General features: G+C 70.9%; 19 protein-coding genes. 14 read left to right on the top strand and 5 right to left on the bottom strand.

Annotated elements, in window-relative coordinates; all coding sequences use genetic code 11:
- Positions 1-32: 32 nt before the first annotated feature.
- The 13 genes from ACIRD3_RS22205 to ACIRD3_RS22145 all read left to right on the top strand — a co-directional run bounded on the left by ACIRD3_RS22205 (position 33) and on the right by ACIRD3_RS22145 (position 17,359).
- Complete coding sequence (locus ACIRD3_RS22205; RefSeq protein WP_402219238.1) at positions 33-1,838, top strand: ABC transporter family substrate-binding protein; 1,806 nt, start codon at positions 33-35, stop codon at positions 1,836-1,838.
- 237 nt (positions 1,839-2,075) lie between these two features.
- Positions 2,076-3,980, top strand: a complete 1,905-nt coding sequence (gene typA, locus ACIRD3_RS22200; RefSeq protein WP_402219235.1) for a translational GTPase TypA — start codon at positions 2,076-2,078, stop codon at positions 3,978-3,980.
- A gap of 431 nt (positions 3,981-4,411) precedes the next feature.
- Positions 4,412-6,049 (top strand): ABC transporter substrate-binding protein, encoded by a 1,638-nt coding sequence (locus ACIRD3_RS22195; protein WP_402219233.1) that lies wholly within the window; start codon positions 4,412-4,414, stop codon positions 6,047-6,049.
- Positions 6,050-6,193: 144 nt separating this feature from the next.
- Positions 6,194-7,120, top strand: coding sequence for an ABC transporter permease (locus ACIRD3_RS22190; RefSeq protein WP_402219230.1), 927 nt, complete (start codon positions 6,194-6,196; stop codon positions 7,118-7,120).
- Positions 7,113-8,057, top strand: a complete 945-nt coding sequence (locus ACIRD3_RS22185) for an ABC transporter permease (protein ID WP_402219227.1) — start codon at positions 7,113-7,115, stop codon at positions 8,055-8,057. Before ACIRD3_RS22190 ends, ACIRD3_RS22185 begins: the two co-directional genes overlap by 8 nt.
- A 19-nt stretch (positions 8,058-8,076) precedes the next feature.
- The gene (locus tag ACIRD3_RS22180) at positions 8,077-9,126 is read left to right on the top strand and encodes an ABC transporter ATP-binding protein (RefSeq protein WP_402219224.1); all 1,050 of its coding nucleotides are present in this window, start codon (positions 8,077-8,079) and stop codon (positions 9,124-9,126) included.
- Positions 9,119-10,135 carry an ABC transporter ATP-binding protein gene (locus tag ACIRD3_RS22175; protein ID WP_402219221.1) on the top strand — a complete coding sequence of 339 codons (1,017 nt, stop codon included), beginning with the start codon at positions 9,119-9,121 and terminating at the stop codon, positions 10,133-10,135. The genes ACIRD3_RS22180 and ACIRD3_RS22175 overlap by 8 nt, the downstream gene beginning before the upstream one ends.
- Before the next feature lie 202 nt (positions 10,136-10,337).
- Positions 10,338-11,960, top strand: coding sequence for an ABC transporter substrate-binding protein (locus ACIRD3_RS22170; protein ID WP_402219218.1), 1,623 nt, complete (start codon positions 10,338-10,340; stop codon positions 11,958-11,960).
- 111 nt (positions 11,961-12,071) lie between these two features.
- On the top strand, positions 12,072-12,998 hold the full coding sequence (locus ACIRD3_RS22165) for an ABC transporter permease (RefSeq protein ID WP_402219215.1): 927 nt from the start codon (positions 12,072-12,074) through the stop codon (positions 12,996-12,998).
- 76 nt (positions 12,999-13,074) lie between these two features.
- A complete protein-coding gene (locus ACIRD3_RS22160) occupies positions 13,075-13,989 on the top strand; it encodes an ABC transporter permease (RefSeq protein ID WP_402219438.1) in 915 nt (304 codons plus the stop codon).
- A gap of 16 nt (positions 13,990-14,005) precedes the next feature.
- Positions 14,006-15,058, top strand: a complete 1,053-nt coding sequence (locus tag ACIRD3_RS22155; protein ID WP_402219212.1) for an ABC transporter ATP-binding protein — start codon at positions 14,006-14,008, stop codon at positions 15,056-15,058.
- Positions 15,048-16,145: an ABC transporter ATP-binding protein gene (locus ACIRD3_RS22150; protein ID WP_402219209.1), complete on the top strand. Its 1,098-nt coding sequence runs from the start codon at positions 15,048-15,050 to the stop codon at positions 16,143-16,145. The genes ACIRD3_RS22155 and ACIRD3_RS22150 overlap by 11 nt, the downstream gene beginning before the upstream one ends.
- Positions 16,146-16,309: 164 nt before the next feature.
- Positions 16,310-17,359, top strand: a complete 1,050-nt coding sequence (locus ACIRD3_RS22145) for an ABC transporter ATP-binding protein (RefSeq protein ID WP_402219206.1) — start codon at positions 16,310-16,312, stop codon at positions 17,357-17,359.
- A 45-nt stretch (positions 17,360-17,404) separates the two neighbouring features.
- On the opposite strand, the gene ACIRD3_RS22140 is transcribed toward ACIRD3_RS22145, so the two are convergent.
- The 5 genes from ACIRD3_RS22140 to ACIRD3_RS22120 all read right to left on the bottom strand — a co-directional run bounded on the left by ACIRD3_RS22140 (position 17,405) and on the right by ACIRD3_RS22120 (position 23,412).
- Positions 17,405-19,123 carry an ABC transporter family substrate-binding protein gene (locus tag ACIRD3_RS22140; RefSeq protein WP_402219203.1) on the bottom strand — a complete coding sequence of 573 codons (1,719 nt, stop codon included), beginning with the start codon at positions 19,121-19,123 and terminating at the stop codon, positions 17,405-17,407.
- A 116-nt stretch (positions 19,124-19,239) separates the two neighbouring features.
- Positions 19,240-21,579, bottom strand: a complete 2,340-nt coding sequence (locus tag ACIRD3_RS22135) for a peptidoglycan binding domain-containing protein (protein ID WP_402219200.1) — start codon at positions 21,577-21,579, stop codon at positions 19,240-19,242.
- Positions 21,580-21,822: 243 nt separating this feature from the next.
- Complete coding sequence (locus tag ACIRD3_RS22130; protein ID WP_402219197.1) at positions 21,823-22,281, bottom strand: DUF6113 family protein; 459 nt, start codon at positions 22,279-22,281, stop codon at positions 21,823-21,825.
- Positions 22,278-23,186, bottom strand: coding sequence for an N-acetyl-1-D-myo-inositol-2-amino-2-deoxy-alpha-D-glucopyranoside deacetylase (gene mshB, locus ACIRD3_RS22125; protein ID WP_402219194.1), 909 nt, complete (start codon positions 23,184-23,186; stop codon positions 22,278-22,280). The genes ACIRD3_RS22130 and mshB overlap by 4 nt, the downstream gene beginning before the upstream one ends.
- Positions 23,187-23,217: 31 nt before the next feature.
- Positions 23,218-23,412 (bottom strand): DUF2304 family protein, encoded by a 195-nt coding sequence (locus ACIRD3_RS22120; RefSeq protein ID WP_402219191.1) that lies wholly within the window; start codon positions 23,410-23,412, stop codon positions 23,218-23,220.
- A 318-nt stretch (positions 23,413-23,730) separates the two neighbouring features.
- Between ACIRD3_RS22120 and ACIRD3_RS22115 the strand changes: the two genes are divergently transcribed.
- A complete protein-coding gene (locus ACIRD3_RS22115; RefSeq protein ID WP_402219188.1) occupies positions 23,731-25,884 on the top strand; it encodes a prolyl oligopeptidase family serine peptidase in 2,154 nt (717 codons plus the stop codon).
- Positions 25,885-26,085 lie beyond the last annotated feature (201 nt).

Here is a 26,085-nt window from a genome sequence, read left to right as displayed (position 1 = left end):
CCGGGCCGCGGCGGCGGCGTTCGATGGCCGCCATGCGCGCCCGCCAGCTCACCGCCGCAGCCGCCGCGCTGCTGCTCGCCGCCGGTCTCGGCGGCTGCTCCGACGACCCCGCCCCCGTCCGCGCCCCCGCCCCGGTGCCGGCCTCGGCCGACCCCACCACGACCACCGGGGACGTCCGGTCGGCCGACCGCACCGCCGTCCGGGACGGCGGCACGCTGCGCTGGGCGGTGGACGGCGTCCCGGCCACGCTGAACGTCTACCAGGACGGGGCGACCGCCGACTCGGCGCTGCTCGCCCACGCGCTCTACCCCTCGCTGTTCCGCCCCGACGAGCACGGCCGGCTGGTGCCCGACCCGGACTACCTGGCCGACGCCGAGTCCACCCCGCCCGGGCAGCAGCCGCAGGTCGTCACCTACCACCTGAACCCGCACGCCGTCTGGAGCGACGGCACCCCGCTGACCGCCGCGGACCTCGCCGCCCAGCGGGCCGCCCTGTCCGGCCTCGACCCGGCCTACCGGGGCGGGCACCCGGCCGGGTACGACGCCGTCGACTCGGTCGCCCAGGGCGCCGATCCGCACGAGGTGCGGGTCGTCTTCCGCCGGCCGTACGCCGAATGGCGCTCGCTGTTCGGACCGCTCTACCCGGCGGCCGAGACCGGGCGGCCGGACGTCTTCCAGCGGGCGCTGACCGGCGTCGGCCACCCCGGTGCCGGGCCGTACACCGTCTCCCGGTACGACCCCGAGGGCGGGCGGGTCACCCTGGCGCGCAATCCGCTCTGGTGGGGCGACCGGCCGAAGGCCGAGCGGATCGAGTTCCTCGCCGTGCCGCCCGGGCAGCGGCTGGACGCGCTCGACCAGGACCGGCTGGACGTCGCCCCGCTCACCGCGGCGGTGGACCGGGCGGCGCCGCCCGCCCCCACCGCCGCCACCCCGGCAGCGGCCCCGCCCGCGGCCGCGCCCGAGGCGGCGGCGACGGCGCTGCGGCGGGCCGACTCGCTGCCCGGCGTCACCGTGCACCGGGCGGCCGCGGCCTCGCTGACCCAGCTCACCGTCAACGCCGCCCGCGGGCCGCTCACCGACCAGGCCGTCCGGCGCGCCCTCGGCCGGGCCGTCGACCGGCGGCGGATCGCCGAGGCCGCGCTCGCCCCCCTCGGTCTGCCCGCCGCGCCACTCGGCAGCCACCTGCTCGCCGGGGACCAGGAGGGCTACCGGGACAACAGCGCGGCGGCCGGTCCCACGGACGCCGCCCGGCTGCTGGACGGGGCGGGCTGGAAGCGGCCCGGCGGCCGGGGCACCCGGACGAAGAACGGGAAGGAGCTCGTCCTCACCCTGCTCGTCCCGGCCGGTTCGGCGACCGCCAGGCGCACCGCCGACGCGCTCACCGCCGACCTGGGGGAGTCCGGGATCGCGCTGAAGCCGGTGACCGCGCCCGCCGAGACCTTCGTCAAGGACCACCTGGCCGTCGGGGACTACGACCTCGCGCTGTTCTCCTGGCCGGCCGGTACCAGCCCCGCGAGCGAGCAGCGCCCCGCCTACGCCAAGCCCCGGCCCGGCCCCGACGGCGCACTCGACGCCGGCACCAACTACGGCCGCAGCGGCACCGAGGAGATCGACCGGCTCTTCGACCGGGCGTCCGCCGAACTGGACCCGGCGGCCCGACTGGACCTGCTGCAGGAGGCCGACGTACGGATCTGGCAACTCGGCCACTCGGTGCCGCTCTACCAGCGGCCCGAGCTGGTCGCCGTCCGCGACGACGTGGCCGGCGCGGGAGCCTTCGGCTTCGCCTGGCCCCGCTTCCAGGACCTGGGCCGGATCGGGGGTTCCCAAGGGCTGCCGTAGGGCGGACGCGGGGCGAACGGCACGTGACACAGCTGTGATCTTGGTCCCGCCCGACCTGCTCGTTTCCGCCCATCTGGGCGCTTCCCCGTACGATAGGAGGAAGCCGAGGCATGTCCATTGCCCGGCGGGTGGACCGGTAGTAGCAGGCGGAACGGGCGGCGGCGATCGACAGGGATCGCAAGTGCGCGTCACGCAGCCGGGCGCCGCAACCCACGATTCCGGGAGAATCCGCAAGGCATGCCCACGCGCAACGACATCCGTAACGTCGCCATCGTCGCCCACGTCGACCACGGCAAGACCACCCTGGTCGACGCCATGCTGAAGCAGGCCGGCGCCTTCGCCGCCCACCAGCAGCTCGACGACCGCATGATGGACTCGAACGACCTGGAGCGCGAGAAGGGCATCACCATTCTCGCGAAGAACACCGCGGTCAAGTACCACCCGAAGGACGGTGGCGCGCCGATCACCATCAACATCATCGACACCCCGGGCCACGCCGACTTCGGTGGCGAGGTCGAGCGCGGTCTGTCGATGGTGGACGCGGTCGTCCTGCTGGTCGACGCCTCCGAGGGCCCGCTGCCGCAGACCCGCTTCGTGCTGCGCAAGGCGCTCTCCCAGCGCCTGCCCGTCATCCTCTGCATCAACAAGACGGACCGCCCGGACTCCCGGATCGACGAGGTCATCAACGAGACCTACGACCTGTTCCTGGACCTGGACGCGGACGAGGAGCAGATCGAGTTCCCGATCGTCTACGCCTGTGCCCGTGACGGCGTCGCCTCGCTGACCAAGCCGGAGAACGGCACCGTCCCGGCGGACAGCACCAACCTGGAGCCGTTCTTCTCCACCCTGCTGGAGCACGTCCCGGCCCCGAGCTACGACGAGGACGCCCCGCTCCAGGCCCACGTCACCAACCTGGACGCCGACAACTTCCTCGGCCGCATCGCGCTGCTCCGCATCGAGCAGGGCGAGCTGCGCAAGGGCCAGACCGTGGCCTGGATCAAGCGCGACGGCTCGATCCAGAACGTCCGCATCTCCGAGCTGCTGATGACCGAGGCGCTCACCCGCAAGCCGGCCGAGGTGGCGGGCCCCGGTGACATCTGCGCCGTCGCCGGCATCTCCGACATCATGATCGGCGAGACCCTGGCCGACCCCGAGAACCCGATCGCGCTGCCGCTGATCACGGTGGACGAGCCGGCCATCTCGATGACCATCGGCACCAACACCTCGCCGCTGGTCGGCCGGGGCGGCAGCGGCAAGGGCGCGGACGCCAAGTCCGGCGTCAAGGTCGACCGCAAGGTCACCGCCCGCCAGGTGAAGGACCGCCTGGACCGCGAGCTGATCGGCAACGTCTCGCTGCGCGTGCTGGACACCGAGCGCCCGGACGCCTGGGAGGTGCAGGGCCGCGGTGAGCTGGCGCTGGCCATCCTGATCGAGACCATGCGCCGCGAGGGCTTCGAGCTGACCGTCGGCAAGCCGCAGGTGGTCACCAAGGAGGTCAACGGCAAGGTCCACGAGCCGGTCGAGCGGCTCACCGTGGACGTCCCCGAGGAGCACATGGGCGCCGTCACGCAGCTCATGGGCGTCCGCAAGGGCCGGATGGACAACATGTCCAACCACGGCTCGGGCTGGGTCCGGATGGAGTTCGTCGTGCCGTCCCGCGGCCTGATCGGCTTCCGCACCGAGTTCCTCACCAACACCCGCGGCACCGGCATCGCCCACTCGATCCACGAGGGCCACGAGCCGTGGTTCGGCCAGCTGACCACCCGCAACAACGGCTCCCTGGTCGCCGACCGGGCCGGCGTGGTGACCGCCTTCGCGATGACCAACCTGCAGGAGCGCGGCGTGCTCTTCTGCGAGCCGGGCACCGAGGTGTACGAGGGCATGATCGTCGGTGAGAACTCCCGCTCCGACGACATGGACGTCAACATCACCAAGGAGAAGAAGCTCACCAACATGCGGTCCTCGACCGCCGACGTGGCCGAGTCGATCGTCCCGCCGCGCAAGCTCTCGCTGGAGCAGTCGCTGGAGTTCTGCCGCGAGGACGAGTGCATCGAGGTGACCCCGGAGACGGTTCGCATCCGTAAGGTCGTCCTGGACCAGAAGGACCGCGGACGCACTGCCTCGCGCGCCAAGAAGGCGTGATCCGGACGCGCTGAACGGCCATTGGCCGGAATGATTCGCCCCCCTTTCCAATGGAGAGGGGGGCGAACTTTTTCAACTACTCCAAGTTGCCGGGGCCGCTATTAACCGAATAACGCTCATCACACCCGGGTGTCCGCTGAGCGGACACGACGGTTCGTCATGCATGACGACTGTCCGTTTGGTACCTGTCTGGCTATGTCTCAAATGTCCGGTTTTCGAAACTTACCGACTGTTCATGTGACCTAATTGAGATCGTCACTGGTCACTTTCGTGTCCGTGCGTGACGGATAGTGGGTGCAGTCAGGCTCGGGTCAAGGGTGAACGCGCAGGGGTGCGCGCCGAAACCACGAGCGCGGACGGCACAGCGGCTCCGGTGACAACCGTTCCGCAGTGCTCTCCTCGTTGCAACGTCGAATTCAGGAGGCACACCGATGCGTGGTGGGAGCCAGGCCAAGTGGGTTGTCGCAGCTGTTGCGGTCGCCCTTGCCGCGACTGCTTGTAGCAGCGGGGGCAGCGACTCCTCCGGGGGCAGCTCCGATGGCGCTGCGGTCAACCCCCAGGGCGTCTTCAGCTACCAGAGCGCCGAGCCGCAGCGTCCGCTGCAGCCGGCGAACGCCATGGAGAACCAGGGCGGCCGTATCGTCAAGCAGCTCTTCACGGGCCTCGTCGACTACGACCCCGCGACCGGTGCCCTGCGCAACCAGGTGGCCGACAAGATCGAGACCACCGATGCCAAGACCTACACCGTCACGCTGAAGTCCGGTTGGACCTTCCACGACGGCACTCCGGTCACCGCCAAGTCCTTCGTCAACTCGTGGAACTGGTCGGCCAACCCGGCGAACAACCAGATCAACTCGGACTGGTTCTCGGACATCGTCGGCTACGACGCGGTGCACCCGGAGAAGGGTGACCCGACCGCCAAGGAGATGGCCGGTCTCAAGGTCGTCGACGACACCCACTTCACCATCGAACTGACCAGCCCCGTCTCGTACTTCACGTACAAGCTCGGCTACTCGGCCTTCTTCCCGCTGCCCGAGGGCTTCTTCGCGGACCCGAAGGGCTACGGCGAGAAGCCGGTCGGCAACGGCCCCTACAAGTTCGTGTCGTGGGAGCACAACAAGGCCGTCACCCTGGCCGCCTACGACAAGTACACGGGCATCAACAAGGCGAAGAACGGCGGCATCGTCTTCCGCGCCTACACCTCGCCCGAGGCCGCGTACAAGGACCTGATGTCCGACACGCTGGACGTCCTGGACCAGGTCGACTCGACCGACCTGCCGAAGTACAAGGACGACCTGGGCAAGCGCGCCGTCGACCAGGCGCAGGGTGCCATCCAGAACATCTCCTTCGCGCTGTACAACGCCGAGTGGAGCACCCAGGACAAGGCCAAGGTCCGCCAGGGTCTGTCGATGGCGATCGACCGCGACACCATCACCAAGACGGTCCTGAACAACAGCCGTCAGCCCGCCGACTCGTTCGTGGCGCCGGGCGTCATGGGCTACAAGGCCGGCACCTGCGGCGACGCTTGCAAGTACAACCCGGAGAAGGCCAAGCAGCTCGTCACCGAGGGTGGCGGCGTTCCCGGCAACAAGATCACCATCCTGTACAACTCCGACGGTGGCCACAAGGAGTGGGTGGACGCGGTCTGCAACTCGATCCGCCAGGCGACCGGCGTCGAGTGCCTCGGTGACCCGAAGCCGGACTTCAAGACCGCGCGTGACATCGTCACCAAGAAGACGGTCCCGAGCATGATGCGTACCGGCTGGGTGCAGGACTACCCGCTGAACGCCAACTTCCTGCGTGACGTCTACGGCACCGGTGCGGCCGCCAACGACGCCGGCTACTCGAGCGCCGAGTTCGACAAGCTGTCGCACGAGGCCGACGCGGCCACCTCGGTGGAGAAGACCGCCGAGCTGTACCAGAAGGCCGAAGAGGTTCTGGCCAAGGACATGCCGGCGATCCCGCTCTGGTACTACAAGACCAACTCGGGCTTCTCCAAGAAGGTCCAGAACGTCAAGTTCAACTCCTTCGGCGACCCGGTCTACACCGACGTCGAGGTCAAGAAGTAGTAATCGGTCGGCACCGCCTGACCCGGTGACAACGGCCGGTGCCCGTCCCATCCCCACAAGGGCGAGGACTGGCACCGGCCGTTGGCACGCCGACTTATCTCTGGCCGGGTTGACGGGCCCGGCAGAGTCATACATGGAGGCACGATGGGGCGCTTTGTCGCAAGGCGACTGCTCCAGATGATCCCGGTGTTCCTCGGAACGACCGCACTCATCTTTTTCATGGTGCACTTGCTGCCCGGTGATCCGCTGGCAGCGCTGTGGGGCGACAAGGCACCGGACCCGGTGCAGCTCGCCGCGCTGAAGCACCAGCAGCACCTCGACGAGCCGCTGGTCCAGCAGTACCTCGACTACATGGGGGGCCTGCTCACCGGCGACTTCGGCAAGGCCCTGGACGGACGTCCGGTGCTCGACAAGATCACCGAGGCGCTGCCGGTCACCATCCGGCTGGCGCTGTTCGCGTTCGTCATCGAGATCGTCATCGGCATCGGCATCGGCCTGTTCGCCGGCCTGCGCCGCGGCAAGGCGTTCGACAAGGGCGCCCTGGTCTTCACCCTGCTGCTGATCTCGATCCCGGTCCCGGTCCTGGGCTTCATCGTCCAGACGGTCTTCGGGCAGAACCTGAAGTGGGTCACCCCGACCGTCCAGGACTCGAACGACATCACCCAGCTGGTGCTGCCGGCCGTCGTGCTCGGCGGTCTGTCGCTGGCCTACGTCGCGCGCCTCACCCGTACCTCCATAGCCGAGAACATCAAGGCCGACTACGTCCGCACCGCGGTGGCCAAGGGCCTGCCGCGCCGGAAGGTCATCGGCACCCACCTGCTGCGCAACTCGATGATCCCGGTGGTCACCTTCCTCGGCACCGACCTCGGCTCCCTGATGGGCGGCGCGATCGTCACCGAGGGCATCTTCAACGTCCAGGGTGTCGGCCACGCGCTGTACCAAGCGATCAACATGAAGGAGGGCGCGACCGTCTCCGGCTTCGTGGCCTTCCTGGTGCTCGTCTACCTGGCCGCCGGACTGATCGTCGACCTGCTCTACGCGGTCCTGGACCCGAGGATCCGTTATGCCTGACCTGACCGAGAAGAAGACCGCCGGGGAGATCCCGGCCCAGCGCACCGCGGACGCCCCGGCGCCGAAGCAGGAGAAGGCCCGCAGCCTCGGCTCGGACGCCTGGCACGACCTGCGCCGCAAGCCGATCTTCGTGATCTCCGCGCTGCTGATCCTGCTGCTGATCGTCATCGCCATCGCCCCGGGCCTGTTCACCTCGGTGGACCCGCGCGCCGGCGACCTGCGCAACCACTACCTGACGAAGCCGAACTACGGTCACTTCTTCCAGGCCGACTGGTTCGGCTACGACCTCCAGGGCCGCAGCATCTACGCCCGCGTCATCCACGGCGCCCGCGCCTCGGTCGTGGTCGGCATCACCGTCACCCTCGGTGTGACCATCACCGGGTGCATCACCGGCATGCTCGCCGGCTACTTCGGCGGCTGGATCGACACGATCATCTCCCGGATCACCGACATCTTCTTCGGCATCCCGCTGCTGCTCGGCGCCCTGGTGATCCTGAACGCCTTCACCTCGCGCACGATCTGGAGCGTGGTCTTCGCCCTGATCGTCCTCGGCTGGACCCAGATGACCCGCGTCATGCGCGGCTCGGTCATCACGGTCAAGCAGGCCGACTTCGTGACCGCGGCCAAGGCGCTCGGCGCCGGCACCGGCCGGATCCTGATGAAGCACATCCTGCCGAACGCGATCGCCCCGGTGATCGTCGTCGCCACCATCGCGCTCGGCGGTTACATCGCCACCGAGGCGACGCTGAGCTTCCTCGGCATCGGTCTGCAGGACCCGACCATCTCCTGGGGCATCGACATCAACTCGGCCCAGAAGGTGATCCGTACGGCTCCGTTCGCCCTGTTCTTCCCCGCCGGAATGCTGAGCATCACGGTGCTCGCGTTCATCATGCTCGGCGACGCGGTGCGCGACGCCCTCGACCCGAAGCTCCGCTGAGAGAAGAGGTGACGACCCGATGACCACCGTGATCGAGAACAACCAGCAGAACGATCGTCTCGAAGTCGGAACCCCGCTCCTGGAGGTCAAGGACCTCCACGTGGAGTTCCACACCCGGGACGGCATCGCCAAGGCCGTGAACGGCGTCAACTACTCCGTCGCGGCCGGCGAGACGCTCGCCGTGCTCGGGGAGTCCGGCTCCGGCAAGTCCGTGACGGCGCAGACCATCATGGGCATCCTGGACATGCCCCCGGGCAAGGTGACCCAGGGCGAGATCCTGTACCGCGGCCAGGACATGCTCAAGATGAGCAACGAGGACCGCCGCCGGATCCGCGGCCGGAAGATCGCGATGATCTTCCAGGACGCGCTCTCCGCCCTCAACCCCGTGCTCAGCGTCGGCTACCAGCTCGGCGAGATGTACCGGGTGCATCAGGGCGCCTCCAAGAAGGAGGCGAAGGAGAAGGCCATCGAGCTGATGGACCGGGTGCGCATCCCCGCCGCCCGGCAGCGGGTGAACGACTACCCGCACCAGTTCTCCGGCGGCATGCGCCAGCGCATCATGATCGCGATGGCGCTCTCCCTGCAGCCCGACCTGATCATCGCCGACGAGCCCACCACCGCCCTGGACGTCACCGTCCAGGCCCAGGTGATGGACCTGCTCGCCGAGCTGCAGGCCGAGTACAACATGGGCCTGATCCTGATCACCCACGACCTCGGCGTGGTCGCCGACGTCGCGGACAAGATCGCGGTGATGTACGCCGGCCGGATCGTGGAGACCGCCCCGGTGCACGAGCTGTACGCGAACCCCGCGCACCCGTACACCAAGGGCCTGCTCCGCTCCATCCCGCGCCTGGACCAGAAGGGCCAGGAGCTCTACGCGATCAAGGGCCTCCCCCCGAACCTGCTGAAGGTTCCGACGGGCTGCGCGTTCAACCCCCGCTGCGATGTCGCCACCGACCTGTGCCGCACGGAGATCCCGGCGCTGCACCACGTGACGGACAAGGACGGCATGGAGCTCATCGGCCGCCGCAGCGCGTGCCACCTCTGGAAGGAGACCCTCCATGGCTGAGAACATCCTGGAGGTCAAGGACCTGGTCAAGCACTACCCGCTGACCCAGGGCATCCTCTTCAAGAAGCAGGTCGGCGCGGTCAAGGCGGTCGACGGCATCTCCTTCGACCTGAAGAAGGGTGAGACGCTCGGCATCGTCGGCGAGTCCGGCTGTGGCAAGTCCACGCTGGCCAAGGTGCTGATGAACCTGGAGCGGGCCACCTCCGGCCAGGTGCTGTTCAAGGGCGAGGACATCTCCACGCTGTCGGGGTCGGCGCTCAAGGCCGTCCGCCGGAACATCCAGATGGTGTTCCAGGACCCGTACACCTCGCTGAACCCGCGCATGACGGTCGGCGACATCATCGGTGAGCCGTTCGAGATCCACCCCGAGGTGGCGCCCAAGGGCGACCGCCGCAAGGCCGTCCAGGACCTGCTGGACGTCGTGGGCCTGAACCCGGAGTACATCAACCGGTACCCGCACCAGTTCTCCGGCGGCCAGCGCCAGCGCATCGGCATCGCCCGCGGTCTCGCGCTCAAGCCCGAGATCATCATCTGCGACGAGCCGGTCTCCGCCCTGGACGTGTCCGTCCAGGCGCAGGTGATCAACCTGCTGGAGCAGCTGCAGGGCGAGTTCGGCCTCTCCTACATGTTCATCGCGCACGACCTCTCCATCGTCCGGCACATCTCCGACCGCGTCGGCGTGATGTACCTGGGCAAGATGGTCGAGATCGGCTCGGACGAGGAGATCTACGAGAACGCCACCCACCCGTACACCCAGGCGCTGCTCTCCGCGGTGCCGGTGCCGGACCCGACGGCGCGCGAGACCCGCGAGCGGATCATCCTGACCGGCGACATCCCCTCGCCGGCCAACCCGCCGTCCGGCTGCCGCTTCCGCACCCGCTGCTGGAAGGCGGAGGACCGCTGCTCCGAGGAGACCCCGCTGCTCGCGGTGCCCTCGGTGCTGAAGGGCGCGGCCGCGCACGACACGGCCTGCCACTTCCCCGCGGTCCGGGAGCAGGCCGCGGCCTGATCCCCGCTCTCCCCGGAAGGGCCCGTGGCTTCCCGCCACGGGCCCTTCCGTCGTCCGGGCCGTCCGGCGCTGCGTCACTTCGGCGCCGCGTCAACTCGACAGGGGGGTCACGGCACCCATCCGGGTGCACCCGACTCGCGCCGTCGCCGGGGCGCGCTTCTCATGGGGTGTGATGCGACACACACCTTGAGGAGGGACCTTCATGCCCGCAGCCGCCCGCGCTCGTTGGGTCCTCGCCGTTGCGACGTCCGTGGCCCTGGTGGCCACCGGGTGCAGCAGCAGCGGTGGAGGAGGCAGCAGCTCGTCGGACACCAGCAAGACCTTCAGCTACCAGAGCAGCGAGCCGCAGAACCCGCTGCAGCCCGCGAACGCGAACGAGGTCGGTGGTGGTCGCATCATCCAGAACCTCTTCAAGGGGCTGGTGGACTACGACCCGAGCAACGCCAAGATCCGGATGCAGGTCGCGGACAAGATCGACACCAGTGACTCGCAGACCTTCACCATCACGCTGAAGGACGGCTGGAAGTTCCACGACGGCACCCCGGTGCACGCCAAGAACTTCGTCGACGCCTGGAACTGGGGTGCCAACCCGGCCAACAACCAGATCAACAGCTCCTGGTTCTCGGACATCGAGGGCTACCAGGACGTCCACCCGGCCACCGGTTCCCCGACCACGGACAAGATGTCCGGCCTGACCGTCACCGACGACCTGCACTTCACTGTCAAGCTGAACCACAAGGTCTCGTACTTCGAGTACAAGCTCGGCTACATCGCCTTCTCGCCGCTGCCGGACGCCTTCTTCAAGGACCCGGCCGGGTACGGGCAGAAGCCGGTGGGCAACGGGCCCTACCAGTTCGTCAGTTGGGCGCACAACTCGCAGGTGGTCACCAAGGCCTTCCCGGACTACCAGGGCGTGGACAAGCCGAAGAACGGCGGCATCGTCTTCAAGATGTACACCACGTCCGAGGCGGCCTACGCGGACCTGCAGTCCAACAACCTGGACGTGATGGACCAGGTGCCGCCGTCGGCGCTGGCGACGTACAAGAACGACCTCGGCGACCGGGCGGTGGACTCCCCGCAGGGCGCCATCCAGAACATCGGCTTCACGCTCTACCAGGCCGACTGGTCGGCGCCGGAGAAGGCCCAGGTACGACAGGGCCTGTCGATGGCGATCGACCGCGCGACCATCACCAAGACCGTGCTGCAGGGCTCCCGGGCGCCGGCGAGCGCCTGGGTGGCCGAGGGCGTCGAGGGCTACAAGGCGGGCACCTGCGGGGACTTCTGCAACTTCGACGCGGCCAAGGCCAAGCAGCTGATCCAGCAGGGCGGTGGCGTTCCGGGCAACAAGGTCCTGATCACCTACAACGCGGACGGCGGCCACAAGGAGTGGGTCGACGCCGTCTGCAACTCGATCCGGCAGAACACCGGCGTCGACTGCCTCGGCGACCCGAAGCCAGACTTCAAGACCGCGCGCGCGGCGATCACCGGGCACACGCTCAACGGCGCCTTCCGCACCGGATGGGTGCAGGACTACCCGCTGAACGCCAACTTCCTGGCGGACGTGTACCGCACCGGCGCCGCGTCCAACGACACCGGGTACAGCAACCCGCAGTTCGACCAGGCGGCGACCCAGGCCGACGAGGCGGCCAGCGTCGCCGACACGGTGACGGGCTACCAGAAGGCCGAGGACGTGCTGCCGAGCGGGATGCCGACCATCCCGCTCTGGTACTACCGCACGAACTCGGGCTACTCGACCAGGGTGCAGAACGTGAAGTTCGACTCCTTCGGCAACCCGGCCTGGACCCAGGTCGAGGTCAAGGGCTGAGTCCCCGGGTCCTGATTCCCCGCGCCGGCCCCGCCCTCCCCGCACGGAGGGCGGGGTGCGGTCTCCCGCCCGGCCGGCCCGGCCGGGCGGGTACCTAGGAAGGAGGCTCGGATGGGCAGTTACGTGCTGCGGCGGGTGCTGCAGATGATCCCGGTGTTCTTCGGCACCACGCTGCTGATCTTCGTGATGGTCTACACGCTGCCGGGCGACCCGGTGGTCGCGCTCTTCGGCGAGAAGGCCGCCGACCCGAGCGTGGTGGCCAGCATCAAGCACACCTACTACCTGGACCAGCCGCTCTGGAAGCAGTACCTGCACTACATGGGGAACCTCTTCCAGGGGGACTTCGGCACCAGCTTCACCGGCCGCCCGGTCTCCGACATCATGGCGGACGCCTTCCCGGTCACCATCCGGCTGGCGCTGCTGGCCTTCGTCTTCGAGATGGTCGTCGGCCTCGCCTTCGGCGTGCTCTCCGGCCTGAAGCGCGGGAGCATCGCGGACACCGCGGTGCTGATCCTGACCCTCGTGGTGATCTCGATCCCGGTCTTCGTGCTGGCCTACATCGCCCAGACCGTGTTCGCCACCAACCTGGGCTGGGTCACCCCGACGGTGCAGGACAGCTACGACCTCTCCCAGCTCATCCTGCCGGCCATCGTCCTGGGCTCGCTCTCCCTCGCGTACGTCGCCCGGCTCACCCGGACCTCCATCGGCGAGAACCTGCGGGCCGACTACATCCGGACCGCGGTCGCCAAGGGGTTGCCGCGCCGGACCATCACCGCCCGTCACCTGCTGCGCAACTCGCTGATCCCGGTGGTCACCTTCCTCGGTACCGACCTCGGCGCGCTGATGGGCGGGGCGATCGTCACCGAGGGCATCTTCAACGTGCAGGGCATCGGCAACGTCCTGTACCGGGCGATCAACCAGAAGGAAGGCCCGACCGTGGTCGGCATCGTGACCGTCCTGGTGATCATCTACCTGGTCGCCAGCCTGCTCGTCGACCTGCTCTACGCGGTCCTGGACCCGAGGATCCGCTATGCCTGACATCCACGACGAGAGTTCGTTCGAACCCCATCCCAAGCCGGGCGTCTCGCACCTCGACTACGCGGGGGAGCAGGGCATGGCGGTCGAGCAGGAGACCCTGATCGAGCCCGACGCGGGGAAGCGGGAAGAGGCCCGCAGCCTGTGGGGGGACGCCTGGCGGGACCTGCGCCGACGGCCGATCTTCCTGCTCTCGGTGGTGCTGATCCTGCTGCTGGTCGTCATGGCGATCTTCCCCTGGGCGTTCACCGACGCCAACCCGCGCAAGGCCGATCTGGTCCACGACTACCTCAAGCGGCCGGACGCGACGGACTTCTTCGGTGCCGGCTGGTTCGGCTACGACGCACAGGGCCGGTCGATCTACGCCCGGGTGGTCTACGGCGCCCGGGCCTCGATCACCGTCGGCATCTTCGTGACCGCCGCGGTCACCCTGCTCGGCGGGCTGACCGGGATGGTCGCGGGCTACTACGGCGGGGCCGTCGACGCGGTGATCTCCCGGATCGTCGACATCTTCTTCGGCATCCCGCTGCTGCTCGGCGCCCTGGTGCTGCTGAACGCCTTCACCGTCCGCACGGTGTGGACCGTGGTGCTCGCGCTGGCCGTCCTCGGCTGGACCCAGATCGCCCGCGTCATGCGCGGGGCGGTGCTGACCGTCAAGCAGTCCGACTACGTGGTGGCGGGCCGGGCGCTCGGGGCCGGGACCGGGCGGCTGATGTTCCGGCACATCCTGCCGAACGCCGTCGCTCCGGTGATCGTGGTGGCGACCATCGCGCTCGGCGGCTACATCGCCACCGAGGCGACGCTGAGCTTCCTCGGCATCGGTCTGCAGGAGCCGACCATCTCCTGGGGCATCGACATCTCCTCCGCCCAGAAGGTGATCCGGACCGCGCCGTACGTGATGTTCTTCCCGGCCGCGGCACTGTCCATCACCGTGCTGGCCTTCATCATGATGGGCGACGCGGTGCGCGACGCCCTCGATCCGAAGCTTCGCTGAGCGAGGGGAGCGCATCGTGAGTACAGCGGTGGACACCACCAAGGGCGAGCGGGAGGCGCCGTACGAGGGGCCGCTGCTCGACGTACGGGACCTGCACGTCGAGTTCGTCACCCGGGACGGCGTGGCGAAGGCCGTGAACGGCGTCGACTACTCGGTCGCGGCCGGCGAGACGCTGGCCGTGCTCGGGGAGTCCGGCTCCGGGAAGTCCGTGACGGCGCAGGCGATCATGGGCATCCTGGACATGCCGCCGGCCCGGATCCCGCGCGGTGAGATCCGCTTCCGGGGCCGGGACATGCTCGCCATGGGCAAGGAGGAGCGGCGGAAGATCCGCGGCCAGAAGATCGCGATGATCTTCCAGGACGCGCTCTCCGCCCTCAACCCGGTGCTGTCGGTGGGCTTCCAGCTCGGCGAGATGTTCCGAGCCCACCACAAAGTCTCCCGGGCGGAGGCGAAGGAGAAGGCCGTCGAGCTGATGGACCGGGTGCGCATCCCGGCGGCCAAGCAGCGGGTGAACGACTACCCGCACCAGTTCTCCGGCGGCATGCGCCAGCGGATCATGATCGCGATGGCGCTGGCGCTGGAGCCGGACCTGATCATCGCGGACGAGCCCACCACCGCCCTGGACGTCACCGTGCAGGCCCAGGTGATGGACCTGCTGGCCGAGCTGCAGGCCGAGTACCACATGGGGCTCATCCTGATCACCCACGACCTCGGCGTGGTGGCCGACGTGGCGGACAAGATCGCGGTGATGTACGCCGGCCGGATCGTGGAGACCGCCCCGGTGCACGAGCTGTACGCGCGGCCGGCGCACCCGTACACCCGGGGCCTGCTGGACTCCATCCCGCGCCTGGACCAGAAGGGCCAGGAGCTCTACGCGATCAAGGGCCTGCCGCCCAACCTGCTGCGGATCCCCCCGGGCTGTGCCTTCAACCCGCGCTGCCCGCGCGCGCAGGACATCTGCCGGGCCGAGGTGCCGGAGCTGTTCCCGGTCACCGAGGAGGACGGGACACCGCTGGAGGGGCGCGGCAGCGCCTGCTTCTTCTGGAAGGAGACCCTCCATGACCGCTAACGGGGCCAGCGCACTGGGCGCGGCGGTGCCGGAGGAGGCCGTCTTCGCGCAGGAGGTGCCGCGCGGCGAGCCGATCCTCGAAGTCCGGGAGCTGATCAAGCACTTCCCGCTGACCCGGGGCATCCTCTTCAAGAAGCAGGTCGGCGCGGTGAAGGCGGTCGACGGGGTCAGCTTCGACCTGATGCAGGGTGAGACCCTCGGCATCGTCGGCGAGTCCGGCTGCGGGAAGTCCACGCTGGCCAAGGTGCTGATGAACCTGGAGCCGGCCACCGCGGGCTCGGTCCGGTACAAGGGGGAGGAGATCTCCCGGCTGTCGGGGTCGGCGCTCAAGGCCGTCCGCCGGAACATCCAGATGGTGTTCCAGGACCCGTACACCTCGCTGAACCCGCGCATGACGGTCGGCGACATCATCGGTGAGCCGTTCGAGATCCACCCCGAGGTGGCGCCCAAGGGCGACCGCCGCAAGGCCGTCCAGGACCTGCTGGACGTGGTCGGGCTCAACCCGGAGTACATCAACCGGTACCCGCACCAGTTCTCCGGCGGCCAGCGCCAGCGCATCGGCATCGCCCGCGGTCTGGCGCTCAAGCCGGAGATCATCATCTGCGACGAGCCGGTGTCGGCACTGGACGTGTCCGTCCAGGCGCAGGTGATCAACCTGCTGGAGCAGCTGCAGGGCGAGTTCAACCTGTCGTACATGTTCATCGCGCACGACCTCTCGATCGTCCGGCACATCTCGGACCGGGTCGGGGTGATGTACCTGGGCAAGATGGTCGAGATCGGCAGCGACGCCGAGATCTACGACCACGCCACGCATCCGTACACCCAGGCGCTGCTCTCCGCGGTGCCGGTGCCGGACCCGACGGCGCGGGAGTCGCGGGACCGGATCGTGCTCACCGGGGACGTTCCCTCCCCGGCCAACCCGCCCTCCGGCTGCCGCTTCCGCACCCGCTGCTGGAAGGCGCAGCAGCGGTGCGAGGTGGAGGAGCCGCTGCTCGCCTCGCCGACCTGGCTGGAGGGGGCGGCGTTCCACGACTCGGCCTGTCACTTCGCCGCGGAGCGCGGGGCCGGGGAGGGCGCCGCGCAGTAGCCGGTCGGAGTGTCCAGGGCGCGTCCCCGTGCGGGGGCGCGCCCTTTCCGGTTCGCCCCGTGATGGAAAAGAGATCTGCCACGGGGTCGCCAAGTGCCCCCCGCTCCTTGATAGTTGCTCTGCGCCTATCGATGGTCGCTGCTGCGCTGAGGAGGGCTGCCCACATGGACGCGGTGGAGGTGATCGGCGGCGGACGGGAGAACCTGGTGCCCGGGACCCCGTTGCTGGAGGTCGAGGACCTGCACGTGGAGTTCCACACCCGGGACGGCGTCGCGCGGGCCGTCAACGGGGTGAGCTACTCGGTCGCGGCCGGCGAGACGCTGGCGGTGCTCGGGGAGTCCGGCTCCGGGAAGTCGGTGACGGCGCAGGCGGTCATGGGCATCCTGGACATGCCGCCGGGGCGGATCACCGAGGGGCGGATCCTGTTCCGCGGCGAGGACCTGCTGGCCATGAGCGCCAACGGCCGGCGGGCCGTGCGGGGCCGGCGGATAGCGATGATCTTCCAGGACGCGCTGTCCGCGCTCAACCCGGTGCTCAGCGTGGGCTACCAGCTGGGGGAGATGTTCCGGGTGCACCACGGTGTCACCCGCAAGGAGGCCCGGGAGAAGGCCGTCGAGCTGATGGAGCGGGTGCGCATCCCCGCCGCCCGGCAGCGGGTCGGCGACTTCCCGCACCAGTTCTCGGGCGGCATGCGCCAGCGGATCATGATCGCGATGGCGCTGGCGCTGGAGCCGGACCTGATCATCGCGGACGAGCCCACCACCGCCCTGGACGTCACCGTGCAGGCCCAGGTGATGGACCTGCTGGCCGAGCTGCAGGCGGAGTTCGGCATGGGGCTCATCCTGATCACCCATGACCTCGGCGTGGTGGCCGACGTGGCGGACAAGATCGCGGTGATGTACGCGGGCCGGGTCGTGGAGACCGCCCCGGTGCGCGAACTGTACGCGCGGCCGGCGCACCCGTACACCCGGGGCCTGCTGGACTCCATCCCGCGGCTGGACCAGAAGGGCCAGGACCTGCACGCCATCAAGGGCCTGCCGCCGAGCCTGCTGGGCATCCCGGAGGGCTGCGCCTTCAACCCCCGCTGCGACCGGGCGCAGGACCGTTGCCGGGCCGAGCTCCCGCCGCTGGTGCCCGTGGTCGGCGAGCGGGGGGAGGAGCTGGCGGGCCGCCGCAGCGCCTGCCACTACTGGCGCGAGACGCTGCACGGCTGAGCCCGCCCAGCCCGGACGGCCCGGCGGCCCCGGCCCCGGCCCCGGCTACTTCAGGAAGCCGACGTTCTCCCAGACGATGTCCGACAGGCCCTGCGCGCCGATGTTGGCGAGGTCGGCGCGGGCGCCGTACAGCTGCGGGCGCTGGTACAGCGGCAGCACGCCGGCCACCTTCCAGAGCTCGCCGTCGGCCTGGTTGATCGCCTCGGAGACGGTGGCCGCGTCGGCCGCGGCGGCGGCGCGGTCGAGCGCGCCGTCGGCCGCCGGGCTGCCCGCGCCGACGTGGTTGGTGCCGCCGTTCTGGGCGAAGTTGGCGCGGCTGCCGCTGGCCGGGAAGGGCGTGCCGATCAGCGAGTAGGCGGTGAGGTCGAAGTCGTTGCGGTTGATGTACTTGTCGAAGAACTCGTTGGCGGCGGCGGTCACCGTGGTGACTTTGATCCCGACGTCCTTGAGCATCTTGGTGGTGTTCACGGCCTCGTTCTGGGCCTGGGTGACACCGGTCGGGATGACCATCCGCAGGTTCAGCTCGCGGCCGTCCTTCTTCCGTACGTCGCCGTCGAGCTTCCAGCCGGCCGAGTCCAGCTTGCGGGCGGCCTCGGCGGGGTCGTAGCGGGCCAGGCCCAGGGAGTTGTCGCGGTAGCCGCTCTGGTTGGCGACCAGCAGGTGGTTGTTGAGCGGGACGGCGGGCCAGTCCAGGCCGTTGAGGTCGGCGCGGATGACGGCGTCCCGGTTGATCGCCTGGAACACGGCCTGGCGCACGGTCGCGTCGCTCAGCGCGGGGGTGCGGGCGTTCAGGGTGAGCTGGCGGAAGTCGGGGCCGCCGGCCCGGCGGACGACGGCGCCCTTGGTGTTCCGGATGGTCTGGTAGCCGGCCACGTCCGGGCCGTTGTTGACCAGGTCGAGCTGTCCCTTGGCGAAGGCGGTGGCCATCGCGTCGGGGAGCATCGCGTGGAAGACGATCCGGTCCAGCACCGGCTTGTCGCCCCACCAGGCCGGGTCGGCGACCAGGGTGACGGTCTGCGCGGCGCGGTCGAGCTGCTCGACCTTGAACGGGCCGGCGGTGACCGGGATCGCGTCCAGGTAGGCGGTGTTGAACAGCTCCGGGGTGGAGATCCGGCTGGCCGGCAGCAGCGGGGCGTTGCCGGCGCCGTTGAACATCGACTGCCACTCCGAGAACGGCCGGTCGAAGGTCATCACGGCCTGGAAGTCGTCCTTGCCGCGCTCGACCGAGGAGACCAGCTCGAAGCCGGTGCTGCTGGACGGCTTGTACGCCGGGTCCTTGCCGTTCAGGGCACGCCAGTTGGCCTCGATGTCGCGCCAGGTGATGGGGGTGCCGTCGGACCAGTGCGCCTTCGGGTTGAGCGTCCAGGTGACCACCTGCCGGCCGTCCTTCAGCTCGGCGTGCGCCTCCTGCAGGTAGGCGGGGTTGACGGTCTGGGCGCCGGCCGCGTCGGAGCGGAAGAAGGTCGGCAGCAGCGGCTTGGTGACGGCGATGGTCGAGGACTCGTTGCCCTCGTTGTGGATCGGCGACCACTGGTGGGAGAACTGGGTGATCGCCAGGTTCAGGGTGCCGCCCTGGCGCAGTTGGGCGCGGTCGTGCGGGTTGATGTCGACCGAGGTGAGCTTGGGCGTCGAGGGGGCGGACGGCAGTCCGTCGGCGCCGGCGTCGCCCTGGCCGGAGGCGCAGGAACAGAGTGCCAGCGAGAGGGTGAGGGCGGTGAGACCGGCGAGCAGGGCCGTCCCGTGGTGCTGGAGGCGGCGGGCCATCGGCGTGCTCCCGAGGTGGATGTGACGGAAGGTGTGGCGTCACATCTTGGTGACCGGGAGGGTGGGTTGTCGAGGGGCGGGGCCGGATGCGGCCCCGCCCCCACGACGGCGGTGCGTCAGACGGTGAACTTGAAGGTGCGGTCCTTGTCGCCGGTCTTGTCGAAGACCGAGGCGACGCCGTCCGCGACGTCCTGCGGGGTGATCGGGGCGAGCTGGCCGTTCTTCTTGGCCTTCACCTTGTCGAACACGTTGCCCAGCTGCGCGGCGAGCGCGTCGAGGTCCCACTTGGGCGCGATCTTGCCGGAGGCGTCAGGGACGAGCGTGAGCGCCTTGGCGGCCGTCTTCGCGCCGAAGTCCCAGGTCTTGGTGCCGGCCACGACGTGCACCTTGCCGCTGGCGATCTGCTTGCCGAGTCCGTCGGCCGCGGCCTGCAGGGCCTGGGCGGAGACCTTCGGCTGGGCGGCCGTGACGGCGAGGGCGATCGGCTGGTCGGGCTTGCCGGCCGCGCGGTCGCGATAGGCCTGCTCGATGACGTCCACCGCGCTCGCCGAGTCCACCGCCTGGCCGGCCCGGCCGGGGACGACGACCGGCTCGCCGTTGTCGCCGAACTTGACGTAGCCCTCCTGCAGGCCCTGGCCCGACCCGGCGGCCAGCGAGTCGAGGGCGGCCTTGAGCTTGGCCCGGTCGACCTTGACCTCCGGTGCGACGGCCTTGCTGCCGCCCTGGATGGACTTGATGACGTCGACCGGGTTGTAGCTGTGCTGGGCCAGACCGTCCACGGTGGCGGTGGTGTCGAAGCCCAGGCCGGCGACCGTCGGGTCGAGGTCCACGGCCTGGTCGCCGATCTTCAGCTTGAGCGGCTGCTGGCCGGCCTTGCCGACCGACTCGTCCAGGGTGTGGATCGCCTGGTCACGGCTGTTGCCGCCGATGTCGGTGCCGAGCACCACGGTGCCCTTGGGCACGTCGGACTGGTTGAGCATCAGACCGGTGCCGTACGCGGCGGCGCCGAGGAACAGCACGCCGACGACACCGTAGACGCCCAGCTTGACCAGCTTCTTGCCGCCACCGCGCTTGGCCTTGGCCGGCGCCTTGGCGGACTCGGCCTTGGCCGGGGCCGGGGCCGGGGCGGGCGCGCCCTTGGCGCCGTCAGGCCGGGGGCCGGCGGCCGGCAGCGGGGTGACCGCGGTGGACTCGGGGTCGAGGCCGGGCTGCTGCGTGCGGCCGGGCCGCGGGCCGGTGCCGGGGGCGCCGGGGAAGAGCCCGCCGGGGGCCGCCGGGGCGGCGGGGCCGTCCTGGCCGGGGGCGGCCGGACGCTGCTGGCCGGCGAAGGGGTCGCTGCCGGTCGGCGCCGAGGCGAACAGGCCCGGCTGCGGGCGGCCGTCGCCACCGCGCTGGGCGCCGTCGTGGGGCAGACCGGGTATCCCGGCCGGCGGCGGGGTGTTCTCGCGGATCGGCGCGAAGCCGTCGACCGAGGTGTCCTCGGGGTTCGGCTCGGCGGTCGGCGCGCCCTGCGGGCCGTTCGGGCGGCCGTTCGGCTGGAAGCCGCCCCGCGGGCCGGGCTGCTGCGGGCCGCCCGGGCGGGGGCCGTTCTGCTGCGGCCGGTTCTGCTGGGCGCCGTTCTGCCGCGCGCCGTTCTGCCGGTCACCGCCACCGCGCGGGCCGCGGGTGCCGGCGTCGGGGCCGGGGGCCGGGGCGAACGGGTCGGCGACGGGTGCGAAGGGGTCCGCGGGCTCGTAGACGCCGGGCTCCTCGGCCGGGGCCGCGGCGCGGCGCGGCGCGGCGGGCGCCGCCGGGGCGCCCGGGTTGGGCGACTTGCCCTGGGCGGGCACCGGACGGCCGCCCGGCGCGCCGTTGGCGCGGGCGGCGGCACCGCCGGCCGGACGGGCACCCTGCGGCCGCGGTTCGGCGGCGCCGGGCCCGGCCGGGGCGGTGGGCGCGCTCGGGGCGCCGGCCGCGACGGCGGCCGGGGCGGGCTCGGCGGCGGGGGCCTTCTTCGCACGCGGCCGGAACCAGGCACCGGTGGACTCGGACTCCGAGGTCGCCGGCGGGATCGGCGGGATCTGCCACTCCGGCGGCAGGTTCGGCGGGGTGGCCGTGCCGCTGCCGCCCTCCATCACCCCGAGGACCGGCGAGGCGGGCGCCGAACGGTGCCGCGGGCTGCCCTGCTCGGGGGCCTCCTCGGCCGGGCCGTCCTCGTTCTTGACGGCGCTGCGGACCACGACCGGCGGGATCGGGCGCGAGCCGGGGATGTTGATCCGGACCCGGGTGGTCAGGGTGGTCTCGGTCTTCGGACCGTCGTCCTCGCCGCCCGACGCGGCGCCCTGGCCGGCGCCGGCCGCGGCCCGCTCGCCGCCGGGGAGCCCGGGCGTGCCGTAGGGCGGGGTGCCCGACGGGTAGGCGTCCGGGCCCGTGCGCCGAGGCGTCGGGTGGGCGTTGTCAGATTCGCGGCTGCTCAATGCTGCTCTGCTCCGGGTTCGCGGGCGGGCCGTGCGGCGCGACCGCGGTTCGTGGTCGCCGGGCCCGGCTGGGGCGGGCGGCGGTCGGGTACGGCGTTCTGCGGGACCACCATACTGGGAAGAACTGAGCGGTGAACGGCTTCGGACAGATCCTGATACGTCCGGTTCCTCCGGTATGAGAGTAAGGCCGTGTGCTCCTGACTGCGCGTCGTACGGGGTACCGTACGCCGCGCTCCACCGGGCTCAGCGCGGTGGGCCGGGCACCCCGGGGAACCAGCTGGTCCGGGTCGGCAGGGTGGCGCAGATCACGCCCAGTACCGAGCCGGCGAACAGCCAGGCCAGCGAGGTGGCGTTGGACCACAGCACGTTGTCGCCCTCCGGCCGGGGCACGATCAGCAGCACCATCGCCAGGAACCAGCCGGCCGCGGGCATCCCCGCGCCGAGCCGGGTGCCGGTGATCCGCAGACCGGCGTAGAAGGTCGCGGCGGTCGCGGCCAGCGCCAGCAGGACTCCCACCGGCGGCCACAGGGCCTGCACAAAGGATCCGCACACCGACACCGCGATGCCCAGCAGGAAGAACAGGACATACGCCGCGATCCGGGCGGGGCGCGGCGGTTGGGCCTCGGCCAGTCGCTGCTCGCGGGTGCCGAGGACGGTCGCCGGGATCGAGCGGCGCGGCGGCCGGGCGGCGGGCTTGCTCATCGCGCCTCCTCCCCGGCGCTCGCGGCGGTGTCGTCGAGGCCCGCGAAGAGGTCGTCCTCCGGGTGGCCCGGGCCGGCCTGGCCACGCACCAACTGGTAGTACTCGGTGGCGAACAGGGGCTGGGCGAGGTGGTTGGAGAGCGCGAAGAAGGCGCTGTCCACGGTGATCTGGGTGGCGTGCGCGACCAGCGCGGCGGTCTTGCGGCCGACGTACGCGGCGCCGTCCAGCTCGGTGGTGACCACCTCGTCGGCGACCACTCCGGGGACGTCGGACACCTGGGCGACGCCCGGGAAGGACGCCTTGACGGCGGCTTCGGCGAGACCGGCCTCGATCACCGAGCGCGGCATCCGGTTCCAGTACACCTTGGCGATCCGCCAGGCCGGGCCCAGGTCGGGCCGGTGCGCCGGGTCGGCGGCCGACTCGTACGCGCGCATCGCGACGCGGTGCGCCTGGATGTGGTCCGGGTGCCCGTAGCCGCCGTTCTCGTCGTAGGTGACCAGGACCTGCGGCCGCGTCTCGCGGATCACCGCGACCAGGTGGTCGGCGGCCTCGTCCACGTCCGCCTGCCAGAAGCAGCCGGGCACGTCGTTGTCGGGCACGCCCATCATCCCGGAGTCGCGGTAGCGCCCCGGGCCGCCGAGGAAGCGGTGGTCGGTCACGCCGAGGGCGCGCATCGCCTCGGTGAGCTCGCCGATCCGGTGCGGGCCGAGGGTGTCGTCCCGATCGGCCGTCAGATGGGCCAGCTCCGGGGGGATCACCTCGCCGCCCTCGCCGAGGGTGCAGGTCACCAGGGTGACCCGGGCGCCTTCGGCGGCGTACCGGGCCATCGTGGCGCCGTTGCCGATCGACTCGTCGTCGGGGTGCGCGTGCACCAGGAGGAGTCGGCGGCCGGTAGTCGCGGTCATGGGAGGAAGCCTAACCACCGGCCGGGTGGGGTCAGAGCTTCAGGCCGTTGATCATCCCGGCGAGGTTGCTGGTGACCTGGCTGATCGACGGGGCGATCGAGCTGGAGGCCAGGTAGAAGCCGAGCAGCGCACAGACGATCGCGTGCGCCAGCTTCAGTCCGTTGCGGCGGATCAGCACCACCACGATGACCAGCATCAGCACGGCTGCGGAGATGTTCATGGCCATGTCGGCTCACACCCCTTCTCTCGGGCGCGCCGCCTCCCGGGGAAGGCGGCGGTGGGGACGGTGCGGGACTGGGGGCTGCGGGTGGCCGGGGCCCGGGACGGGACCGACGATCACCCGCTCGACCAGTCATACCCGATGGGTAAGGGGAGCATTACATTCAGTGAGGCCGCGCGCGCCGGGGCAAGGGGGCACTCGCGGGGCGCATGGGCCGGTCGGAGGGGGTTTGGACCTCTTTGGGGCGTACTTGACGGTGATGCTCCGAACGAGTGATCACCAGCCTCCCGGCAGCGGCAGTTCGGCGTCGTAGGGTCTGGTGCCATGACCTCCCACACCCCTGCGGACACCTTCCCCCGGCAGTACGCGCGGACCCTGCGCTACACCATCGGCGCGCCCCGCTCCTTCTCCGTCGCACCGGACGGCTCGCGGGTCGTCTTCCTCCGCTCCCGGTCGGGCAGCGACCGGGCCAACCTGCTCTGGACCCTCGACACCGCCACCGGCGAGGAGCGGATCGCCGCCGACCCGGCGGTCCTGCTCGGCGGCGGCGAGGAGGACCTCTCGCCGGCCGAGAAGGCGCGCCGCGAGCGCAGCCGCGAGGGCTCGGCCGGCATCGTCGGCTACGCCCTGGACGCGGCCGGGACGCTGGCCGTCTTCGCCCTCTCCGGCCGGCTCTTCACCGCCGACCTGGTCACCGGCGCCACCGCCGAACTGCCGGCCCGCGGCCCGCTGCTGGACCCGCGGCCGGCCCCGGACGGCAGCTGCGTCGCATACGCCAACACCGCCGGGGAGCTGCGGCTGACCCGGGCCGACGGCAGCGGCGACCGGGTGCTCGCCGAGCCGGACGGCCCGAACGTGACCTGGGGGCAGGCCGAGTTCATCGCGCAGGAGGAGATGGACCGGGACCGCGGCTTCTGGTGGTCCCCGGAGGGCGACCGGCTGCTCGTCGAGCGCGCCGACGACAGCCCGGTGGGGCGCTGGTGGATCGCGGACCCGGCCAACCCGGAACGCGAGCCCGCCGAGGTCGCCTACCCGGCCGCCGGCACCGCCAACGCCGAGGTCGGCCTCTGGGTGTTCGACCTGCACGGCGGCCGCACCGAGGTGGTCTGGGACCGCACGGCCTTCCCGTACCTCGGCCGGGTGCACTGGTCGAAGGGCGGTGTGCCGCTGCTGCAGGTGCAGTCCCGCGACCAGCGCAGCCGGCTGATCCTCGGTCTGGACGTGGCCACCGGCGCCACCGAGGTGCTGCACGAGGAGCACGACGACGCCTGGCTGGAGCTGTTCCCCGGCGTCCCGGCGTGGACCCCGGACGGCAAGCTGGTGCGGATCTCCGACGAGGGGGGCGTCCGGGCGCTGGTGGTCGGGGACCAGGCCGTCACCGGGGCCGACCTGCACATCAGGTCCGTCGTCGCCGTCACCGAGGACGAGGTCTTCTTCAGCGCCTCCGGCGGCGCCGCCGAGACCGACCCCGAGCCCGGCTGGATCGCCGTCGGCCGGATCAGCCACGACGGCAAGCGGCTCGGCTGGGAGTCCGCCAACGGGCGGCCGTTCACCTCCGTCACCAGCGCCGTGCACGGCGGCGGGATCACCGTCCGGGCCACCGCCGAGCCGGACCTGCCCGGCAGCCTGGTGCGGGTCGCCCGCGACCTGCCCGAGGGCCTGGTGGTCGACGACGTGGCCACCATCGCCTCGTACGCCGAGACCCCGGTGATCACCGCCCGCCCGGTGTTCCGCTTCGCCGGTGAGCGCCGGATCCCCGCGGCCGTCTTCCTGCCCACCGGGTACGACCGCGAGCGCGACGGCCTGCTGCCCGTCCTGATGGACCCGTACGGCGGTCCGCACGGGCAGCGCGTCGTCCAGGCGCACAACCCGCACCTCAACTCCCAGTGGTTCGCCGACCAGGGCTTCGCGGTGATCGTCGCCGACGGGCGCGGCACCCCGGGGCGGGGGCCGGCCTGGGAGAAGTCGATCGCCCTCGACTTCGCCGGGGCCACCCTGGACGACCAGGTGGAGGCGCTGCACGCGCTCGCCGGTGAGTTCCCGCTGGACCTCGGCCGGGTCGCCATCCGCGGCTGGTCGTACGGGGGTTACCTCTCGGCTCTCGCCGTGCTGCGCCGCCCGGACGTCTTCCACGCGGCCGTCGCCGGCGCTCCGGTGACCGACTGGGCGCTGTACGACACCCACTACACCGAGCGCTACCTGGGCGACCCGGCCGAGCGGCCGGAGGTGTACGCCGCCAACTCGCTGAACGGGTACGCGGCCGGGCTGGAGCGCCCGCTGATGATCATCCACGGGCTGGCGGACGACAACGTGGTGGCCGCGCACACCCTGCGGCTCTCCTCGGCGCTGCTCGCCGCCGGGCGCCCGCACACCGTGCTGCCGCTGTCCGGCGTCACCCACATGACCCCGCAGGAGGAGGTCGCGGAGAACCTGCTGCTGCTCCAGGTCGACTTCGTACGGAGCGCGCTGGGCGGGTGACGTCGGCCTGAGCCGGGGAAACCGCCCCTGACCAGCCCTTTCGCGGCCGGTACCCGATGACGCGGGTACCGGCCGCCGGCATGACATCCGTCATACCGAAGGCACGACGGCGGACACTGCCGCCGCGACCCGCCCGCGCGGGACTCTGAGGTGGTGCGAACAGCACCGGAGACGACACCATCAGGGAAGAGGAGCCGGGCG

The organism is Kitasatospora sp. NPDC093550 (assembly GCF_044764985.1).
Classification (GTDB): domain Bacteria; phylum Actinomycetota; class Actinomycetes; order Streptomycetales; family Streptomycetaceae; genus Kitasatospora.
Note: the sequence above shows the minus strand (reverse complement) of the source record. Positions and strands in the feature narration are given on the sequence as shown.

Coding starts and splice junctions, on each gene's coding strand:
- ACIRD3_RS22185 (WP_402219227.1), top strand. CDS start 7,113: ATGCCTGACCTGACCGAGAAGAAGACCGCCGGGGAGATCCCGGCCCAG.
- ACIRD3_RS22140 (WP_402219203.1), bottom strand. CDS start 19,123: ATGGCCCGCCGCCTCCAGCACCACGGGACGGCCCTGCTCGCCGGTCTC.
- ACIRD3_RS22180 (WP_402219224.1), top strand. CDS start 8,077: ATGACCACCGTGATCGAGAACAACCAGCAGAACGATCGTCTCGAAGTC.
- ACIRD3_RS22120 (WP_402219191.1), bottom strand. CDS start 23,412: ATGGCCATGAACATCTCCGCAGCCGTGCTGATGCTGGTCATCGTGGTG.
- mshB (WP_402219194.1), bottom strand. CDS start 23,186: ATGACCGCGACTACCGGCCGCCGACTCCTCCTGGTGCACGCGCACCCC.
- ACIRD3_RS22195 (WP_402219233.1), top strand. CDS start 4,412: ATGCGTGGTGGGAGCCAGGCCAAGTGGGTTGTCGCAGCTGTTGCGGTC.
- typA (WP_402219235.1), top strand. CDS start 2,076: ATGCCCACGCGCAACGACATCCGTAACGTCGCCATCGTCGCCCACGTC.
- ACIRD3_RS22160 (WP_402219438.1), top strand. CDS start 13,075: ATGGCGGTCGAGCAGGAGACCCTGATCGAGCCCGACGCGGGGAAGCGG.
- ACIRD3_RS22145 (WP_402219206.1), top strand. CDS start 16,310: ATGGACGCGGTGGAGGTGATCGGCGGCGGACGGGAGAACCTGGTGCCC.
- ACIRD3_RS22165 (WP_402219215.1), top strand. CDS start 12,072: ATGGGCAGTTACGTGCTGCGGCGGGTGCTGCAGATGATCCCGGTGTTC.
- ACIRD3_RS22115 (WP_402219188.1), top strand. CDS start 23,731: ATGACCTCCCACACCCCTGCGGACACCTTCCCCCGGCAGTACGCGCGG.
- ACIRD3_RS22150 (WP_402219209.1), top strand. CDS start 15,048: ATGACCGCTAACGGGGCCAGCGCACTGGGCGCGGCGGTGCCGGAGGAG.
- ACIRD3_RS22130 (WP_402219197.1), bottom strand. CDS start 22,281: ATGAGCAAGCCCGCCGCCCGGCCGCCGCGCCGCTCGATCCCGGCGACC.
- ACIRD3_RS22205 (WP_402219238.1), top strand. CDS start 33: ATGCGCGCCCGCCAGCTCACCGCCGCAGCCGCCGCGCTGCTGCTCGCC.
- ACIRD3_RS22190 (WP_402219230.1), top strand. CDS start 6,194: ATGGGGCGCTTTGTCGCAAGGCGACTGCTCCAGATGATCCCGGTGTTC.
- ACIRD3_RS22175 (WP_402219221.1), top strand. CDS start 9,119: ATGGCTGAGAACATCCTGGAGGTCAAGGACCTGGTCAAGCACTACCCG.
- ACIRD3_RS22170 (WP_402219218.1), top strand. CDS start 10,338: ATGCCCGCAGCCGCCCGCGCTCGTTGGGTCCTCGCCGTTGCGACGTCC.